This window comes from Reyranella sp. CPCC 100927, assembly GCF_007859315.1.
Classification (GTDB): domain Bacteria; phylum Pseudomonadota; class Alphaproteobacteria; order Reyranellales; family Reyranellaceae; genus Vineibacter.
The window spans coordinates 314,920-332,743 of record NZ_VOHA01000005.1; the positions used below are offsets into that span (position 1 = coordinate 314,920).

Genomic DNA, 17,824 nt, shown 5'->3' on the forward strand with positions numbered 1-17,824 from the left:
GCGACAACACCCATCAAAATTGCACCCTGAATGCCAGCACCATGCGCAGCACCGGCGTATCTTTTTCCGGTGGCACGGCGGCCTTGCCGGCGGCCCAGTCGAAAATGTCGTTGTCGCTCTCTGCCAGGAGCGCCTCGTAATGGTCGAGTTGGGTGGCATCGAACGTCATCACATGGGCCCGGGCGAACTGGCCGAGCAGGATGTCGTTCTCCTTGTTGCCGCGATGCTCGCTGCGATAGAGCAGCCGCCGGCGGCGCACATCGAGCGGATTGTCGGAACCGGACGCCATGTCATCCTCAGCCGAATCGGCACCCTCCCGCCGGGCCGGGAGGATATCCCCCAAGGCCGGGCTGGGATCGCGCAAGGGCTGCGGTATAAAGGACCGACGCGGCGCTGTCAGCAGGCGAAAGCGTCGCTCTTTCAACAGCTTGGAATGGCAAGCGAAACACCGACCGATGCGCCCGGAGATCCTGAACAAGCTGTTTGCGACCGTAACGTCGTTGCCCGGCATCGGCGACAAGCTGGGCCGGCTGGTCGCCAAACTGACCGGCGAGCACGTCGTGGACCTGCTGTGGCATTTGCCCTACGGCGTGATCGACCGGCGCTATTCCCCCAAGGTCGCCGAAGCCGGGCCGGGATCGGTGGCCACGATCACGCTCACCGTCACGGAACATCAGGCGCCGCGCACACCACGCCAACCCTATCGCGTGTGGTGTGAGGACGAGACCGGCAGCCTGTCGCTGGTGTTCTTCCACGCGCGCGTGGCCTGGGTGCAGGGCCTGCTGCCGATCGGCGAGCAACGTGTGGTGAGCGGCCGCATCGAGATGTACAACGGCCAGCCCCAGATCACCCATCCCGACCACATCGTGACGCTGGCCGAGCGCGAGAAATTGGCGCGTGTCGAGCCGGTCTATGGGTTGACCGGCGGCCTGACGGCGAAACCCTTGGCCAAGGCCATCGAGGCAGCGCTGGAGCGCGCGCCGGCGCTGCCGGAATGGCTCGACCCGGCATGGCAGAAGCGCCAGGGCTGGACGGACTGGCTCACGGCGCTGAAGGCAGTCCATCACCCGCAGACCGAGGCGGACCTCGACAAGTCATCGCCGGCGCGCCAGCGACTGGCGTTCGATGAACTGCTGGCAAGCCAACTGGCGATCACCCTGGTGCGCAACCACACGCGCACCGCGGCCGGCCGATCGGTCAAGGGCGACGGGCGCCTGCGCGTCAAGGTGATGGCCGCCCTGCCCTTCAAGCTGACCGCAAGCCAGGATGCGGCGGTGCGCGAGATCATTGCTGACATGGCCGCGCCGCAGCGCATGGCGCGCCTGCTGCAGGGCGATGTCGGCAGCGGCAAAACGGTCGTGGCCTTGATGTCGATGCTCAACGCCGTCGAGGCTGGCGCGCAGGCGGCGCTGATGGCGCCCACCGAACTGCTGGCGCGGCAGCATCACGCCACCATGGCGCCGCTGGCGGCGTCGGCCGGCGTGCAACTCGCTCTGCTCACCGGGCGCGACACCGCCAAACGCAAGCGCGAGCTGCTGGCCGGCCTGGAAAACGGCAGCATCGATCTTGTGGTGGGCACGCATGCGCTGGTGCAGGACGACGTGGCATTTCGAGATCTGGCTTTGACAGTGATCGACGAGCAGCATCGCTTCGGCGTCGAGCAGCGCCTGGCCCTGGCCGCCAAGGGTGTGGCTGTCGACCTGCTGGCGATGACGGCAACACCGATCCCGCGAACCCTGATGCTGGCGGCCTACGGCGATCTCGATACCTCGAAGCTGACCGAAAAGCCGGCCGGCCGTAAACCGATCGACACCCGCACGATTGCGCTCGATCGCCTGGGCGAGGTCGTGGCCGGCATCGGTCGCCGGCTGGCGGCTGGCGCGCGCGTCTATTGGGTCTGCCCGCTGATCGAGGAATCGGAAATCACGGACCTCGCCGCCGCCGAGGAGCGCCACGGCCAGCTGTCGCGGCAGTTCCCGGGCAAGGTGGCACTGATCCACGGACAGATGAAGTCGGCCGAGCGTGATGCGGCGATGGCCGCCTTCGTCGAGGGACGGGCCCAGATCCTGGTGGCCACCACCGTGATCGAGGTCGGTGTCGATGTGCCGGCGGCCACGGTCATGGTGATCGAGCACGCCGAACGCTTCGGCCTCGCCCAGCTGCATCAGCTGCGCGGTCGCGTCGGACGGGGCAATGAAGCCTCGACCTGCCTGCTGCTGTTTGGCGCGCCGCTGGGCGAAACGGCGCGCGCGCGGTTGGCGATCATGCGCGAGACCGAGGACGGCTTTCGCATCGCCGAGGAGGACCTGAAGCTGCGCGGTGCCGGCGAACTGCTGGGAACGCGCCAGAGCGGCCTGCCCGAGATGCGGCTGGCCGACCTCGCGGTCCACGCTGAACTGTTGCAGGCCGCGCGCGACGATGCACGCCTGATCGTCGAACGCGATCCGACCCTGGCCTCGCCGCGCGGCGAAGCGCTGCGCACCCTGCTCTACCTGTTCGCGCGCGACGCGGCGGTTCGCACCTTGCGTTCGGGCTGACAACAAGGCAAAGCGCGCCATGTCCGTCGCCCCGCCCGCGCCGCGCATCGGCGTGCTGATCAACCGCAGGAGTGGCCGCAATCGCGCCAGCCTTACCGACCTGCGGCATCTGATCGTGCAGTCGCCCGATGTCGTCGCGCAGGAAACCTTGGGGCAGGCAGAAGCGCTGGAAGCGCTGCGTGCCTTCAACGATCAGGGCATCGATATCCTGGCCATCGCCGGCGGCGACGGCACACTGCAGCACGTTTTCAGCCTGATGCTCAACGAGCGGGTTTTCCCGACATTGCCGCTGCTGGCAGTGCTGCCCGGCGGCACCACCAACATGATCGGCTACGATATCGGCGCGGCGCGCAAACCGGCCAAGGAACTGGCGGCGCTGCTTGAACGTGCCCGCACCGGCCGCCTGGACGAAGCGCGCGTTCGGCGCCGGCTGATTGCGGTGCACCGGTCCGGCATGGCGGCGCCGGCCTATGGCCTGTTCGGCGGCGGTGCCGGCGTATACCAGGGCACCATGATCAGCCGCCGGTCGGTCGATCGCGTCGGCATGCGCGACGCGGCCGGACCGCTGGCCGGGCTGGTGAGCCTGCTGGGCCCATTGATGATCGGCCGCAACCCGATCAAGCCAGTCGCTGCGCGCATTACGCACGACGATATTGCCGACGAACCGCGCGACTATATCGCCATCGTCGTGAGCACGATGGAACGTCTGATCCTGGGACTATCGCCATTCTGGGGTACGGGTTCTGGTGCCATCCGGCTCACCACCGTGGCCGCCAAGCCCCGGCGCTTCTCACGCGTCGTGCTGCCGGCATTGAATGGCCGGCCGACGGCCGATACGACACCGGCCAACGGCTATCGCAGCGTCAACGCCGATCACATCGAGATCGACATGACCGGCGGGTTCGTGCTCGACGGCGAAGTCCTGGAACTCGAGGCGGGCCAACCGCTCAGGCTCGACGCCGGCCCCGAGGTCACATTCGTGCGCGGCGGCGATTAGTACTCACGCGTCCCTGATACAGCTGTCATCCCGAGCGCAGCGAGGGATCTTCTGCAAGTGACGCACGGGTGCACCTGCATCGAAAGATCCCTCGCTGCGCTCGGGATGACGATCCTGAGTCACACTCTAGCGATCGTCGGCACTAGACGGACTTGCCTGCGTCGGGCGGCGGCGACAGAGTGTCGGCCGCCAAGGCACGATCCGCAAGACAGGAGCACGTAGGCCCGTGAGCATCGAATTTCTGATCACGTCGTTCATTGTCGTCGCCTCGCCGGGCACCGGCGTGCTCTATACGCTGGCCATGGGGCTCTCGCGCGGGTCGCGCGCCAGCGTCGTGGCGGCCTTCGGATGCACGATCGGAATCGTGCCGCATATGGCCGCCGCCATCATGGGCTTGGCCGCATTGCTGCACGCCAGTGCGCTGGCCTACGAGACGTTCAAGTACATCGGTGTCGCCTACCTGCTCTACATGGCGTGGAATACGCTGCGCGAACACGGCGCCCTGAAGGTGGAGGCGGATGGCGGCAAGGGATCGGCCACGCAGGTGACGGTGACGGCGGTCCTGATCAACATCCTCAATCCCAAGCTGTCGATCTTCTTCCTGGCGTTCCTGCCGCAGTTTGTCAGTGCCGACGAGGCACAGCCGATGATGCAGATGCTGACGCTGAGCGGCGTCTTCATGCTGATGACGTTCGTCGTCTTTGTCGGCTACGGGCTGTTCGCCGCCGCCGTCCGCGACCACGTGATCTCACGCCCTCGGGTGCTGACATGGATGCGGCGCACGTTCGCCGCGGCCTTTGCCGCCCTGGGCGCCAAGCTGGCCGTGGCGGATCGCTAAAGCCCTTCGCGCGAGCGCTGTCTGATGACAAACGACGCGCCGCACGCCAGCTTCTTGGTGGTTGGCGTGTCGGCATCCAGCACGCGCCAGAACGGCGTGATCTCGTTGATGTCAGTGCCCTGCATGTGGGCCTCGTAAGCGGCCTCCGCGACCGTCCGCAGGTGAAATCCTGTCGTGATCGGGCACGTGACTTCCGCCTTGTAGCGGCGGGCCAGCTTCAGGCGCAGCGTCTTCACATCCATACTGGTGCCGCGCGGGATCCCACGGATGAAGGTGTCGATGATGCGTGGCGATGGTATCAGCATGATCTCGCCCTTCTTCATGCCGGCGATGTCCATCGGCGCCGGCTTCACCTGGTGCTGCACCGGCGTCGCGAACTTGTCTGTCCAGGTCTTTTTCGCCATGTCAGGCCTCACACAAGGGCAGCCAGATGTCCGTCATCAGGTCCTGCGGCGGCGTATCGCGCGGACTGTTGAGATACTCCTCCAGGGCCGGCGCATTGGCGGCTTCCTTGCCTGATTGCACCAGCCAGTCGCCATAGAGCCACTGATATGCGGCTTTCATCGACGCGTAGGGGCCGACATGCCGTAGCACGGCATAGGGACCGCCCACGATGTCAGTGCGCACCACCGGCGCCTCGATTGGAAAGGACTCCTCGACCGCGACACAGGCTTTGGAGCGCAGCTTGTCCTCGTCGACCGCCAGGGGATCGTCGAGGTACATGCCGATCGACCGCTGCCCGGGTCTGAGATGACTGCGCGCGCCCAACCATCCGTAGAGCGTATCGAACGCCTTGCCGATCTGCATGTAGGATCCGCGATGGTCGACGGCGACTGCCTGCAGGTCGGGCAGCTCCTTGATCGCGACCTCGTAGCCGCCCGGCCCCGCATCCTGGCGCACCGCCTGGAACTTGGCGTGGTCGCCCTCGCGACGGTACTGCGCCGGTGGCATGCCGTAGGCGGCACTGAAGATGCGATTGAACGAGGCGACGTTCGGGTAGCCGGACTTGCGAGCAATCTCCTGGATGCTCATCGTGGTCTGCGCCAGATACCCCGCGGCACGGTGCAACCGCAGGCGCTTCACCGTCGCGGCAATCGTCTCGCCGTGTGTCGCATGATACACGCGATGCCAATGGTACGGCGACAGGCAGGCGATGTCGGCCAGCTTGTTGAGGTCCAGATCGTCGTCCAGGTGGTCGTAGACATACATGGTCACCCGGTCGAGGCGCTCTCTATAGTTGGTCCAGTTGCTGCTGTTTTCCATCGGTTCCATCCGGCCTTGACGACGACCGGACCCTATCACCCCGCAATTTGACAAATCTTGCGGTATGGGCGCCCCCGCCTGCTCTCACCCGAAGAACGCCAGCATCGCTTCCAGCGTCTCGCGCGGGGCTTCCTCGGGCAGGAAGTGGCCACCCGGCACGGCGTGGCCGCGGACATCGTCAGCCCAGTCACGCCAGACGGTCACCGGCTCGTACATGCGACCGACCAGGCCCTTCTCGCCCCACAGCACCAGCAGCGGACAGGCGATCTTGCGGCCGTTGTCGGTCTTGTGGTGTTCCAGGTCGATGCTGGCGCCGGCCCGGTAGTCCTCGCTGGTGGCGTGGATGCGTACCTGTGGTGCGAAGCAGCGCAGATACTCGGCGAAGGCCTCCGGCGTGATCGTGCCGGCGTCGGCCAGTGAGCCCAGCAGACGGCGCAGGTAGTATTCGGGGTCGGCCCCGATCAGGCGTTCGGGAAAATCGGCCTTCTGGATCAGGAAGAACCAGTGCCAGTAGGCGGTTGCCAGCTGCTTGTCGACATGGGCGAAGACATGCGGCGTCGGCACGATGTCGAGAACGGCCGCGCGGCTCACCCGATCGGGCCAGTCCAGCAGCAGGCGATGTGTCACCCGCGCACCGCGGTCGTGGCCAGCCACCATGAACCGGCGATGGCCGAGGTGTTCCATGACCTTGACCTGGTCAGCCGCGGTCGCGCGCTTGGAGTAGCTGAAATGATCGTCGGTCGTGGCCGGCACGCCGCTGTCACCGTAGCCGCGTAGATCGCTGGCCACGACGGTGAAGCGCTCGGCCAGTGCCGGCGCGATCTTGTGCCACATGACGTGGGTCTCGGGATAGCCGTGCAGCAGCAACAGCGGCGGGCCCTTACCGCCGACCAGGGCGTTGATGGTGGTGTCGCCGACATCGATGGTCTGGCGTTGGAATCCGTCGAACATGGCTGCGCCTTCTCGCTATTCTGCCGTAGGATCGGAGACCAAACGCCCCGGCGCAAGCGCCAAGCGAAGCAGCGAGCAAACCGATGATCAAGACCAGCGATATCGAGTATGCCGTTGACGGCAAGACCTATGTCGGTTTCCTCGCCGACGGTTCCAACGGCAACCGCGTACCGGGCATTCTCGTCTCACACGAAGGCGGGGGCATGACCGACCATCCCAAGGAACGCGCCAGGATGCTGGCCGACCTGGGCTATGTCGCCTTCGCCATGGACACCTTCGGCGAGCCCATGACCAGCCGCGAGCAGGTCAGGGCGACGATCGCCGCACTGACGGCGGACCTGCCGACCTTGCGCAAACGCGCGCAGGCAGCGCTTGAGATCGTGAAATCGCAACCGCATGCAGACCCGAAGCGAACGGCGGCCATCGGATTCTGCTTCGGTGGCACCACGGTGCTGGAACTGGCGCGCAGCGGTGCGGATGTCGACTGCATCGTCGGCTTTCATTCGGGCCTGCAGACCAGCAGGCCGCAGGATGCCCAGAACATCAAAGGCAAAGTGCTGGTCTGCCTGGGTGCGACGGATCCCATCATCCCGCCTGAGCAGCGCGAGGCCTTCATCCAGGAGATGGAGGCCGGTGCCGTCGATTGGCGCATGGAAATCTACGGCAGTGCCGGCCACAGCTTCACGAACCGGTATGTCGATGCCCTCAATCTCCCCGGCTTCGCCTACCACGAGCGCACGGACAAGCGCTCGTGGCGCGCCATGCGCGACCTGTTCGACGAGGTGTTGGGGCCGGTCTGAACGCCGAGGGCGTCAGCGCGCCACCAGATCGAGCGGCATGGCCGACAGGACCTCGTTGCCACCCTCGCCCACCACCACGGTGTGTCCTGGGCACATGGCGGCTTCGGTGCCGCTGTCGAGCAGGATCATGTGCAGAAAGAACACCATGCCGGGCTCGGCCGGTACCGGGTTGCCGCGGTAGAACATTGGCCAGTCCATCCAGTTCGGCGCGAACGTCGTACCCAGGCTGTAGCCGCAGGCGTTGAGGCGATGCGCCTGGTAGCCATGCGTGTCGCAAACCCGCGCATAGGCATCGAACACCGCGCCGATCGGCTGGCCGGGCTTCAGCGCGGCAAGACAGGCGTCCATCGCCTCGAGGCAGACCTTGTGCATCTCGCGATGCTGCGAGCGCACCTCTCCGACCGGGATCGTCCGCATCAGGCAGGCGTGGTAGTGGCGATCGACGCCGGCGAACTCCAAGGTGATCTGGTCGACAGGATCGAGATGGCGCCGGCCGCTGAAGTAGCGGCAGAGCAGCCCGTCCCGCCCCGAGCCGATGATGAACTCGTTGCCGGGATAGTCGCCACCGCCCTTGAAGACCGCGCCCTGCATGGCCGCCAGCACGTCACCCTCGAAAGCGCCTGGCCGTACGGTATCGTGGGCCGCGCGCAGGGCATCATCGGCCAGTGCGGCGGCGCGCCGTACGTAGGCAAGCTCGGCCGGGCTCTTGATGACGCGCAGCCGCGACACCAGGTCCGAGGCGTCGACCAGGGTGCAGAAATCGTCCATGGCGGCGTCGAGCCTGCGGCCGTTGGCGGCGGTCAGGCCGTAGGCGTCATACTCGACGCCGAACGTGCCGCCGGCCCGGCCGATCGACTGCAGGAAGGCGCGCAGTTCCAGTGCCGGGTTGGCATCCGGTCCGTCGACCCAGATCCGGATGTCCTCGATCATCGACGTGTGCTGCGCCTGCCGCAGATCGGGCGCGCGCGTCAGCAACATGAGCCGCCCATCGACGCCCAGGTAGAGGCACTGGAAGAACACGTAGCCAAACGTATCATAGCCCGTCAGGTAGTACATGCTCTCTTGACGGAACATCAGCAGCCCGTCGAGGCCGCGCCGCTCAAGGTCGGCAATGGCACGCGCTCGGCGGTTCGCCAGTTCTTCGGTCGTGAAATGCAGCGCCATGGTGTCTCCCGTCGCTGGTGCGGCTCCAACCAAAGGCTCACACAACACTACAGCATCGACGCGTCCGTCGGCAGGCCGACCAGCACGCGGCCGGCCAGCTCGTAGCTGGGCGGCGCCACCATCATGTGCTGGGTCACGACATGCACGTCGCGGAAGCGGCGCTGCAGGGAGCTGGTCCGGTAGACCGACGTGCCGCCGGCCAGGGTATAGCAGATGTCGACCGCCCTTGCCGCGCTGTCGGTCGCATGCGTGGCCGCCAGCCGCAGCGCCATGCGCTCGTCGATGCCGATATCGGCGCCCCGCACCGCGGCATCCCAGGCAGTCTCGATCGCTTCCACCAGAAAGGCACGGGCGGATCGCACCAGCGCCTCGGCCTTGGCGATGTCGCCTTGCGTGCCGGATCGCTCGGCCAACGGCCGGCGGCTCAAGGTCGGCACCTTGGCGCCGGCCAGGGTCTGCAGATCCTCGATGGCGCCGCGGGCGATCCCGAGCGCGACCGCGCCGCAGCCCATGGCGAGGAGTCCGAAGACGGGGAAGCGATAGAGCGGCCCGTCGCTCTGCGGCTTGTCGCGGGTGAGCGACACGGCATGCGATGCCGGCACGACGACGCCCTCGATGCGCATGTCGCACGACCCGGTGCCGCACAGTCCGGATGTGTACCAGTTGTCGTCGAAGGTGATCCTCTCGCGCGGCACGTAAACGGTCAGCACGTCCGGCACGCCGTCGCGCACCTGCCGCGGCTTGCCGTCCTCCCAGGCAATGCAGCCAGCCTTCATCCAGCGGCTGTGGCTGTTGCCGCTGGCCCATTGCCAGTGTCCGCTGACGTGCCAGGTGTCCCCGTTACGCACGGCCTTGCCGCGCGGCGCGAAGATGCCGCCGGTGACGGCATCGGGATCGCCATGGATCAGGCGCGCGACATCCGGCGCGAGATACGCCGCGGTCGTGCCCGACGTCGCACCGATCATGACGTTCCAGCCCGCCGAACCGTCGGCGATGGACGCCGCCTCGATGGCCCGCATCAGCACCAGCGGGTGCGCCTCATGGCCATGCAGGGACGCTGGAACGCAAAGCTTGAATACCCCGGTGCCGATCAATGTTTCGGCAACGTCAGCCGGAAGCTGCCGTGCTTGTTCGATGTCGTCGGCGCGGACGGCGATCGCCGGCAGGACGGCATGGAGGCGGTCGAGGACCGGATGGTCGACGGATCGCACGGTACTTGTCATGACGCCAACCGGGCCAGTGCGCGACCGAAGATCTCGCCCCGCAGTTGGGCGCAAAAGAGGCCAGGCAGTGCCTCCAGGCCCTCCTCGATGTGCTCCTTGAATGCCAGTTTGCCGCCACGGATCCAGGCGGTCATGGCGGTGGTGGCTTCGTCGAAGCGATCGGCGAAATCGAACACCACCAACCCTTCCATGCGCAGCCGCTTGCCGATGAAATCATGGACGCGACGCGTGCCGTAGCGCGCCTCGGGCAGTGTGTTGTAGTCCGAGATCTGGCCCGAGACCACGATACGACCTTTCGGCCGCAAATTGGCGATCGCGGCATCCAGCAGCGGACCACCGACATTGTCGAAATAGATATCAACGCCGTCCGGCGCCACGGCGGCAATACGCGCCGCGAGCGCGTCGGCAGAGCCGGCTGCGCTACGATCGACGACGGCGTCAAACCCGGCGACATCGCGCAGCCAACGTAGTTTCGCATCGCCGCTGGCGATACCGATGACGCGACAGCCCATGATGCGCGCGATCTGACCGGCCGTGGCGCCCACCGGACCCGCGGCCGACGAAATCAGGACGGTCTCGCTTGCCTGGGCGGCGCCGACGTCACGGATGCCGAAATAACCGGTGAGCCCCGGAATGCTCAGGATACCGGCCCAGGCGCTCACCGAAGGCGTATCTGACGGCAGCCGACGCAGGCCACGACCGCTCACCTGAACATGTTCGGCCCAACCGAACGGGCCGGCCACCATGTCGCCGGCCTGGAAGTCGGGATTGCGCGACTGCACGACTCGGCCGACCGCTGGTCCTTCCATGGTCTCGCCCATTTCCATCGCACGCGCATAGGACGCGTGGCCGGACAAGCGGTTGCGGCTGCCAGGATTGGCTGTCGCGTACAGCACCTGAACCAGTGCGCGCCCGTCGGGCAATGCCGGTAGCGTACGGGTGCGCACATCGAAATCGGCCGGCACAGGTGGACCGTCTGGCCGTCGTGCCAACACGACGTGGCGGCTGTTCAGCATGGCGACATCCTCCCCCAGCGTTGGCAACTCGCAGAATTCCTGCGCGCGGCCACTTCTTGATCACGACCGTGAACAAAGATCTTTTCACCGTTCCCCGATATCGTCCCGCAAATGACTGATCTTTCAAGCGCCAGAGTCGCTCCGCCATCCGTGCGTCCGACGGCACCGACAGCCGGACCTTCTGCACCACCGCGCAAGATCGCGCAGGTGAGCCCATGGCTGGGCGAGGCGGAGGCGCAGGCCGTCGCCGACGTCGTGCGCGGTGGATGGATTACGGAGGGTCCACACGCGCGGGCCTTCTCTGATCAGCTCAACCATCTGATCGGCACGCCCTACGGCGTATTGGCACCCAACGGTACGCTGGCGCTGGCCCTGGGCCTGATGGCCCTCGAGATCGGCCAGGGCGATGAGGTCCTGGTGCCGGACACCACGTTCATCGGCTCCGCCACCGCCGTGCATATGGTGGGCGCAGTGCCGGTCCTGGTCGATGTCGACGATCAGACCTTCCAGATCGACATGAACCGGGCGGCGGCCGGCCTGACGTCCCGCACGCGCGCGATCATGCCGGTGCACCTGTTCGGCACGGCCTGCGACATGACCGCGGTGCTGGATTTCGCAGTCAAGCACAGGCTGGCGGTCATCGAGGATGCCGCGCAGGGAATCGGCGTGACATTCGGTGGGCGCCACGTCGGCAGCCTGGGCGACGTCGGCTGTTTCTCCTTCTTCGCCGACAAGACCATCACCACGGGTGAAGGCGGCTACGTCGCCTGCAAGGACCAGCATGTCTATAACCGCCTGCGCCTGTTGCGAAACCAGGGGCGGCTCGATCGCGGATCCTTCATCCACGAGGCGATAGGCTACAATTTCAGGATGACCGATCTGCAGTGCGCAATCGGCGTCGCCCAGCTCGCACGGCTCGACCAGGTCATCAGCCGCAAGACCGAGCTGCTGCAGCGCTACCAAGCGGGACTGCAGCGCATTTCGGCAGTTCGAATGCTGGGCGCGGCGCCCAATGCCGGCCACGTACCATTCCGCTGCGTCCTGATGGCGCAGGACGTGCGGGGCCTGATGACGCACCTGGAGGCGGCGGGCGTGGAGACCCGTTCCTTCTTCCACCCCCTGCACCGCCAGCCCGGATTGCGCGCGTGGAGCGCCTCACGCGTCGAAGGCATGCACCTCGACGATGCGTCGTTCCCAAATGCGAACTATGGCTGGGATCACGGCGTCTGCCTGCCCATCCAGCCGACGCTGTCGCTGGCGGAGGTCGACTTCATCTGCGACAGCATCGCCGAATTCTACGGCGTGTGACCAGCGCTTGCGCGCCTACTCGGCACCCGAACCGATGACACCGCCATCGGCGATGATCACCTGGCCGCACACGAAGGCGCCCGCCTTCGATGCGAGGAAGACGGCCACACCGCCAATGTCGTCGGGCTCGCCGATACGCTTGAGCGCCGCCTTGTTTTCCTGCGCCGAGCGGATCTGCGGATTGTCCCACAAGGCGCGGGCGAAGTCGGTCTTGATCAGGCCCGGCGCGATGGCGTTGATGCGGATGTTGTGCTTGCCCCACTCCATGGCCAGCGACTTCACGAGCGACAGATCGGCCGCCTTGGACATGTTGTAGGCCGCGATGTGCGCCGAGCCGACCAGCGCACCGATCGACGACACGATGATGATCGAGCCGTCGCGGCGCTCGGCCATCTCAGGACCGACGGCATTGACCAGCCACAGGTTGCTGAGCACGTTGTTCTGCATGATCTTGTGAAAGACATCGTCTTTCAGGCCTGACAGCGGACCGAAATACGGATTGGCCGCCGCGTTGCAGACCAGGATGTCGATACGACCGTAAGCCTTGCGCGCGGCGGCGATCAGGTTCACGAGCTGGTCCTTGTCGGAGATGTTGGCGGCGACCGCCGTCGCATCTCCACCCTTGGCCTTGATGCCCGCAACCACCTCCTCGCAGGCCGGCAGCTTGCGACTGGAGACCACCACCTTGGCGCCGTGCGCCGCCATCTGCTCGCAGATCGACCGGCCGATGCCGCGGCTCCCGCCCGTCACCACGGCCACCTTTCCCGTCAGGTCGAACATCGACATTGTCTTCTCCGCCTCGCCTCTCGAATCGGCGCACCTTAACGGGTGGTCAGGTGCGCCGACACGGGAAAGTCATCCGGTACCGCCAACCGAAACGCGCCGATCTGAGTGAGCCAACGCACCGCCGCTAATACCCGGAACCATTGGTCGCTGATCCGGGCTGTCATCCCGAGCGCAGCGAGGGATCTAGGCGCCGTTCCTAGATCCCTCGCTACGCTCGGGATGACAGGCGCGACTCACATTCGAGCGACAGCTGGCACTCGCGCCGTGCCTAACGCCGAAACAACGCGGCCAGTTCAACGTGCGGCGACCACAGGAACTGGTCGATCGGCAGGAGCTGCTCCAGGCGATAGCCGCCGTCGATCAGCGTGCGGGCATCGCGCGCGAAGCTTACGGGATCACACGACACCGCAACGATCACCGGCACATGGCTGCGCGCCAATTCGGCGGATTGCGCCGCGGCACCGGCGCGCGGCGGATCGAAGACCGCTGCATCGTACGCATTCAGCTCTTCGGCCGGAACCGGATCACGCGCGAGGTCGCGGACGTGCGCCTGAGCCACGCCAACCAGCCCGGCCTTGCGCAGCGCGGCATCGACAGCCGCGACGGCGGCCTTGTCGCCCTCGACCAAGGTCAGACGTCGTTGCGGCAGCAATCCCAGCGACAGCGTGCCGACACCGGCGTAGAGGTCGACGACACGCCGCGCCGACCCCAGCCAGGCGCGCACGCACGCCTGCAGCGCGGCTTCGCTGGGGACGCTGGCCTGCAGGAAAGCGCCGGGCGGCGGCTCGACATCCACCGGCCCCAGCCGCAAACGAGGTGCACGTCGGATGACGACCGGCTCGGCCATCCGACGTCCACCCCAGGAAACGCGCGCGACATCGGTTGCCTCGGCAAAGGCCGCCAGTGCCACGCGGCTATCGAGGTCCAGAGGCAGGCGATCCGCTGGGATCAACAGGATGTCCGCGCCGGTATCGGTCCAGTTGACGACAGCCTCCGCATCAGCTCCCCGTGGCAGCACCTCAGGGATCAGTGCGCGCAGCGGCGGCACCAGTTCAGCCAGCGCCGGCATGAGGACGGGGCACGCCTGGAGGTCGACAATGGCGTGCGAGGCGCGGCGCGCGAACCCGACGACGGCGCCATCCGCTGTGCGTTTGAGCGTAAAGTCGGCGCGCCGCCGCAACCCCGGCGCCGTACGCATCATCGGTACGGTCTGTTGCGGGACCACGTCGCGATAGCCAAGCGCGGTGGTCACCGCTTGCGCCTTCCACGCCGCATAGGCCGAATCGGGCCAATGCTGCAGGGCGCATCCGCCACAGGAGCCGAAGTGCGGGCAGGCCGGCTCCTGCCGATCCGCACCCGGCGTCAGCACCTGCAGCAATTCGGCATCGAACCGATCGCCTCGAGGGCGGATCAGGCGGGCCGCCACGGTCTCGCCCGCCAGCACATAGGGAATGTCGACGATGCGACGCGCACCATCAACATCAACGGCGGCGCGACCGGTGCCACCGCCACCGATCGTATCGACCGTGACCGTGATCGTCTGCGACGGTGCCGCCGGAACCGACGATCCGGGCCGCGGCCGACCTAGGGAGCGGTTGCGCCGAGCCATGAGGCAGCCGGACGGATATCGCCAACCGTCAGGCCGGCGACGTTGAGGACCGGTGGCGTGATCGCCGCGTCGAACTGCATGTCGGCCAGCACGCCGAGGTGCCGCAGGATCGCGGCCAGTGCGACTTCCGCGGCGCGTCCGTTGCCGTCCCAGATCTTCAGCGCTACGCCTAGCCCCAGCGTCGGCAACATGCCGCAGTAGACGCCCTCGGCCCCGGTCTTGACCTGCGCCACGTCTTTCAAGGCGCCGTTGATGCGCGTACAGAAACGGCCGGTACCGGCCATGTAGAACGGCTCGGCATTCATGGCGGCCCGGATACGCCGGATCGCCTTGGCCCGTACTTCCGGCAGCCGGGCCGGATTGGCTAGGTTGGCCATCGCCAGCGCCATATGGCGCAACGGCACACCCACGGTCGGAATACCGCACCCATCGATGCCCAACGGGGCCCGGGTCAGGTCGCACTGCGCCAGCTGCTCGTAGATGCCGAGCAGCCGCTGCTGCACCGGGTGATCGCGCCGGATGTAGCCGCGGGTCGGTTCGCCCTTGTGCATCGCCGTGGTGAGAAAGCCCGTGTGCTTGCCCGAGCAATTGTTGAAGGCGGCCGTCAACGGCGCGCCGCTGCGCACGAAGTCTTCGAAGATCGGCAGCCGGGTCGGCGCATGGGCGCCGCATTCGAGGTCGCTTTCGCCAAGTCCGATCGCGCCGAGCCACGCCCGTACAGCCTCGACATGGCGTGGCTCGCCGTTGTGCGAGGCGCAGGCCAGCGACAGGTGCATGTCGGTCAAGCCGAAGCGATCGGCCGCTCCGCTTTCCACCAGCGGGATCGCCTGCAGCGGTTTGATGGCCGAACGTGCCATCACCGGTGAGTCGATGTCGCCCCACGCTTCGACCGCCGATCCGTCGATCTTCATGACGGCGGCGGCACCGACGTGCCGGCTTTCAATCATGTTGCCGCGCGTCACCTCGATGACGACCGGCTTGTCGCTGCTCACGCTGTTGCTCTCCGTGTCCGCGCCCAGGGTCTACCACAGAGACAGCAGGACACGGAGGGGGAGATTTACCTCATCCCCATACGGCTGGCAGCGTCGTCAGACCGCGCAGGGTGAAGCTCTGGCGCCACTGCGGCTTGTCGATCTCGGGCAGGCGCAGATCCGGCAGGCGCGTCACCAGTGCCTTGAACACCACCTCGCCTTCCAGCCGCGCCAGCTGGGCGCCCAGGCAGTGATGGATGCCGCCGCCGAACGACAGCGGGCGGATATTCTGGCGGCGAATGTCGAGCCGATCAGGGTCGTCGTAGATCTCCGGGTCGCGGTTCGCGGCGCCGAGCAGACAGACGATATTTTCGCCCTTGCCGATCTGCTGTCCGCCCAGTTCGACATCCTCGGCGGCGGCCCGTCCGGTCATTTGGACTGACGAATCGTAGCGTAGCAGCTCTTCGACTGCATTGGCGGCTAGCGACGGGTCGGCCTTCAGCGCCTCCCACTGGTCGGGATGGCGGTGCAGTGCCAGCAGGCCATTGGCGATCAGATTGGATGTGGTTTCGTGGCCGGCCGCGAACAGCAGGCTGACATTGGCCCGCAGTTCCTCCTGCGACAGGCGATCGCCCGCCTCTTCCGCCTGTACCAGCAAGGTCGTGAGGTCATCGCCAGGCTCGCGGCGACGGCGCTCGAAAAGGGTGTCGAAGTACTCGTCCGACTCGCGGTTACGCTCGTTGGCATCGTCGATCTCGGCCCGGGTCATCGGCACCGGATCGATGATGCGGCCGTTGACACTGGAGTGATCGAGGAAGCGATGCTGCTCCTCCTCCGGGATGCCCAGCATGTCGCAGATCACTTTCACCGGCAGCCGGTGTGCGATATCCCAGACGACATCCATGCGGCCTTGCGCGTAGACGCGATCGATCATGCCGTCGACCAGGGCGGTGATACGCGCCCGCATCTCCTCGACCCGGCGCGCGGTAAATGCCTTGGTCACCAGGCCGCGCAGGCGCGTGTGGTCGGGCGGATCGAGCACCAGCATGGTGCGCCCCAGGCTCGCGAATGACCGGTCCTGCATGGCGTCGGGACCATAGCGGCGGATCAGGTTGCCCTCGTAGTTCTTGCCGAAGCGCTTGTCGCGCAACACCAGCGCCACGTCGGCATAGCGGCTGACCAGCCACATGCCCAGCGGGGTGCGAAACACCGGCGCCTTGTCGCGCAGAAAGCGGTACGTCGGGTAGGGATCGGCGATGAACGCCGGATCCAGCGGATTGAACACGGGCGTCGGCGCTGCCGTCGTCAGGGTGTCGGGCATGCTCGCTCCTCGCTGAAGTTGTCCCGACCTTAGCGAAGGTGCCCGGCCCTGCCAACAAAATTCGATACACTACTGTATCGAATTTTTTCTCGACCTTTTCCGGTGGGCATTCGCGGAACGGCGCCGTCTGGTCCCCGGCTCCACACACCGGATGCGGCCCTCAGCAATGAGCGTGGCGCTGACCGTCTTGATGGCGGCGATCATTTCGCGCGTAGCCCGGCTGGCGGGCCGCCCGCGTGGCAGCGCCAGCACGCGCCGCGCCTGCACCCAGGGCAACTCCACGGCGCCCAACGTTCCCGCCGCCAGTTCACGGTGAAAACCTGAATACGGCAGGAAGCCGTAGCCGATACCGGCCATCACCATCTGCTTGAGCGGTTCCATGTTATCGACCTCGAAGGAACAGATCGGCCGATCCGGCAGAAAGCCTCGGGTGGTGTCGCTCAGCGGCAGGATCAACGGCAGGCGTACGATGTCGGCCGGCGACAATGCCGCCGTCTTCAGATGCGGATCACCGGGTCGCCCCAGCATGTAGACGCCTTCATGGAAGAGGTCGATGAACTCGAGATGCTCGACGCGCTGTGGTGCCGTGACGATCGCAAGGTCCAGCACGCCGCGCAGGACGCGATCGCACAGTTCCTCGGTCAATCCTTCGCTGAACTGCACCCGCACGCGCGGAAAGCGGCGGGCGAAATGCAGCGCCAGCGGCGCGAACAGGATATCGGCCAGCGTCGATGGCGCGCCCAATCGCACCATGCCGCCCGGTTCGCGGTTCTCCAGCGAGACCTCGGCCCGGATGTTGTCGAGTTCGCCCAGCATGTAGCGGGCGCGATCGAGCAGGATCTTGCCGGACTCGCTGATCGCGATACCGTGGCGGCCGCGTTCGAACAGAAGCCCGCCCATCTCGTGCTCCAGCGCCTGCATGTGCCGGCTGAGCGCGGACTGCGCCACGTTCAGCGCGCTGGCTGCGGCGCTGAAGCTGCCGCGCTCGGCGATGGCGACGAAGTAACGAAGCTGGCGCAGGTCCATGGTCGATCTCGAAT

General features: G+C 66.5%; 17 protein-coding genes. 5 read left to right on the plus strand and 12 right to left on the minus strand.

Going from position 1 to position 17,824, the window contains the following annotated elements; genetic code table 11:
* Positions 1-13: 13 nt before the first annotated feature.
* Positions 14-289 (minus strand): succinate dehydrogenase assembly factor 2, encoded by a 276-nt coding sequence (locus FQU96_RS16960; RefSeq protein WP_146542474.1) that lies wholly within the window; start codon positions 287-289, stop codon positions 14-16.
* Between the two features lie 139 nt (positions 290-428).
* Here FQU96_RS16960 and recG point away from each other — a divergent pair, with 139 nt between their 5' ends.
* The 3 genes from recG (at position 429) to FQU96_RS16975 (ending at position 4,372) form a co-directional block, all read left to right on the plus strand.
* On the plus strand, positions 429-2,537 hold the full coding sequence (recG, locus tag FQU96_RS16965; protein ID WP_370461371.1) for an ATP-dependent DNA helicase RecG: 2,109 nt from the start codon (positions 429-431) through the stop codon (positions 2,535-2,537).
* 19 nt (positions 2,538-2,556) lie between these two features.
* Entirely contained in the window at positions 2,557-3,534 is a 978-nt protein-coding gene (locus tag FQU96_RS16970; protein ID WP_146542476.1) for a diacylglycerol kinase family protein, read from the plus strand.
* Positions 3,535-3,760: 226 nt separating this feature from the next.
* Entirely contained in the window at positions 3,761-4,372 is a 612-nt protein-coding gene (locus FQU96_RS16975; protein WP_146542477.1) for a LysE family translocator, read from the plus strand.
* On the opposite strand, the gene FQU96_RS16980 is transcribed toward FQU96_RS16975, so the two are convergent.
* The 3 genes from FQU96_RS16980 to FQU96_RS16990 all read right to left on the minus strand — a co-directional run bounded on the left by FQU96_RS16980 (position 4,369) and on the right by FQU96_RS16990 (position 6,586).
* Positions 4,369-4,776 (minus strand): hypothetical protein, encoded by a 408-nt coding sequence (locus FQU96_RS16980; RefSeq protein ID WP_146542478.1) that lies wholly within the window; start codon positions 4,774-4,776, stop codon positions 4,369-4,371. The genes FQU96_RS16975 and FQU96_RS16980 overlap by 4 nt on opposite strands.
* Before the next feature lies 1 nt (position 4,777).
* On the minus strand, positions 4,778-5,635 hold the full coding sequence (locus tag FQU96_RS16985; RefSeq protein ID WP_146542479.1) for a GyrI-like domain-containing protein: 858 nt from the start codon (positions 5,633-5,635) through the stop codon (positions 4,778-4,780).
* 84 nt (positions 5,636-5,719) lie between these two features.
* Positions 5,720-6,586: an alpha/beta fold hydrolase gene (locus tag FQU96_RS16990; RefSeq protein ID WP_146542480.1), complete on the minus strand. Its 867-nt coding sequence runs from the start codon at positions 6,584-6,586 to the stop codon at positions 5,720-5,722.
* A gap of 83 nt (positions 6,587-6,669) precedes the next feature.
* On the opposite strand from FQU96_RS16990, the gene FQU96_RS16995 reads away from it, so the two are divergent.
* Positions 6,670-7,386: a dienelactone hydrolase family protein gene (locus FQU96_RS16995; RefSeq protein ID WP_146542481.1), complete on the plus strand. Its 717-nt coding sequence runs from the start codon at positions 6,670-6,672 to the stop codon at positions 7,384-7,386.
* Positions 7,387-7,398: 12 nt separating this feature from the next.
* Here FQU96_RS16995 and FQU96_RS17000 read toward each other — a convergent pair whose 3' ends face one another.
* The 3 genes from FQU96_RS17000 to FQU96_RS17010 are packed head-to-tail and all read right to left on the minus strand — an operon-like array spanning position 7,399 to position 10,789.
* On the minus strand, positions 7,399-8,550 hold the full coding sequence (locus FQU96_RS17000; RefSeq protein WP_146542482.1) for a Xaa-Pro peptidase family protein: 1,152 nt from the start codon (positions 8,548-8,550) through the stop codon (positions 7,399-7,401).
* Between the two features lie 47 nt (positions 8,551-8,597).
* Positions 8,598-9,773, minus strand: a complete 1,176-nt coding sequence (locus FQU96_RS17005) for an acyl-CoA dehydrogenase family protein (RefSeq protein ID WP_146542483.1) — start codon at positions 9,771-9,773, stop codon at positions 8,598-8,600.
* Positions 9,770-10,789, minus strand: a complete 1,020-nt coding sequence (locus FQU96_RS17010) for an NADP-dependent oxidoreductase (RefSeq protein ID WP_146542484.1) — start codon at positions 10,787-10,789, stop codon at positions 9,770-9,772. The genes FQU96_RS17005 and FQU96_RS17010 overlap by 4 nt, the downstream gene beginning before the upstream one ends.
* A gap of 207 nt (positions 10,790-10,996) precedes the next feature.
* Here FQU96_RS17010 and FQU96_RS17015 point away from each other — a divergent pair, with 207 nt between their 5' ends.
* On the plus strand, positions 10,997-12,097 hold the full coding sequence (locus FQU96_RS17015) for a DegT/DnrJ/EryC1/StrS aminotransferase family protein (protein ID WP_178130551.1): 1,101 nt from the start codon (positions 10,997-10,999) through the stop codon (positions 12,095-12,097).
* Between the two features lie 15 nt (positions 12,098-12,112).
* Here the strand turns inward: FQU96_RS17015 and FQU96_RS17020 are convergent, their stop codons facing one another.
* The 5 genes from FQU96_RS17020 to FQU96_RS17040 form a co-directional block, all read right to left on the minus strand.
* Positions 12,113-12,883, minus strand: coding sequence for an SDR family NAD(P)-dependent oxidoreductase (locus FQU96_RS17020; protein WP_146542486.1), 771 nt, complete (start codon positions 12,881-12,883; stop codon positions 12,113-12,115).
* Between the two features lie 268 nt (positions 12,884-13,151).
* Positions 13,152-14,492: a class I SAM-dependent RNA methyltransferase gene (locus FQU96_RS17025; protein WP_146542487.1), complete on the minus strand. Its 1,341-nt coding sequence runs from the start codon at positions 14,490-14,492 to the stop codon at positions 13,152-13,154.
* Complete coding sequence (locus FQU96_RS17030) at positions 14,468-15,484, minus strand: asparaginase (protein ID WP_218574751.1); 1,017 nt, start codon at positions 15,482-15,484, stop codon at positions 14,468-14,470. Before FQU96_RS17030 ends, FQU96_RS17025 begins: the two co-directional genes overlap by 25 nt.
* Before the next feature lie 70 nt (positions 15,485-15,554).
* The gene (locus tag FQU96_RS17035) at positions 15,555-16,784 is read right to left on the minus strand and encodes a cytochrome P450 (protein ID WP_146542489.1); all 1,230 of its coding nucleotides are present in this window, start codon (positions 16,782-16,784) and stop codon (positions 15,555-15,557) included.
* 69 nt (positions 16,785-16,853) lie between these two features.
* A complete protein-coding gene (locus FQU96_RS17040) occupies positions 16,854-17,810 on the minus strand; it encodes a LysR family transcriptional regulator (protein ID WP_146542490.1) in 957 nt (318 codons plus the stop codon).
* Between the last annotated feature and the right edge of the window lie 14 nt (positions 17,811-17,824).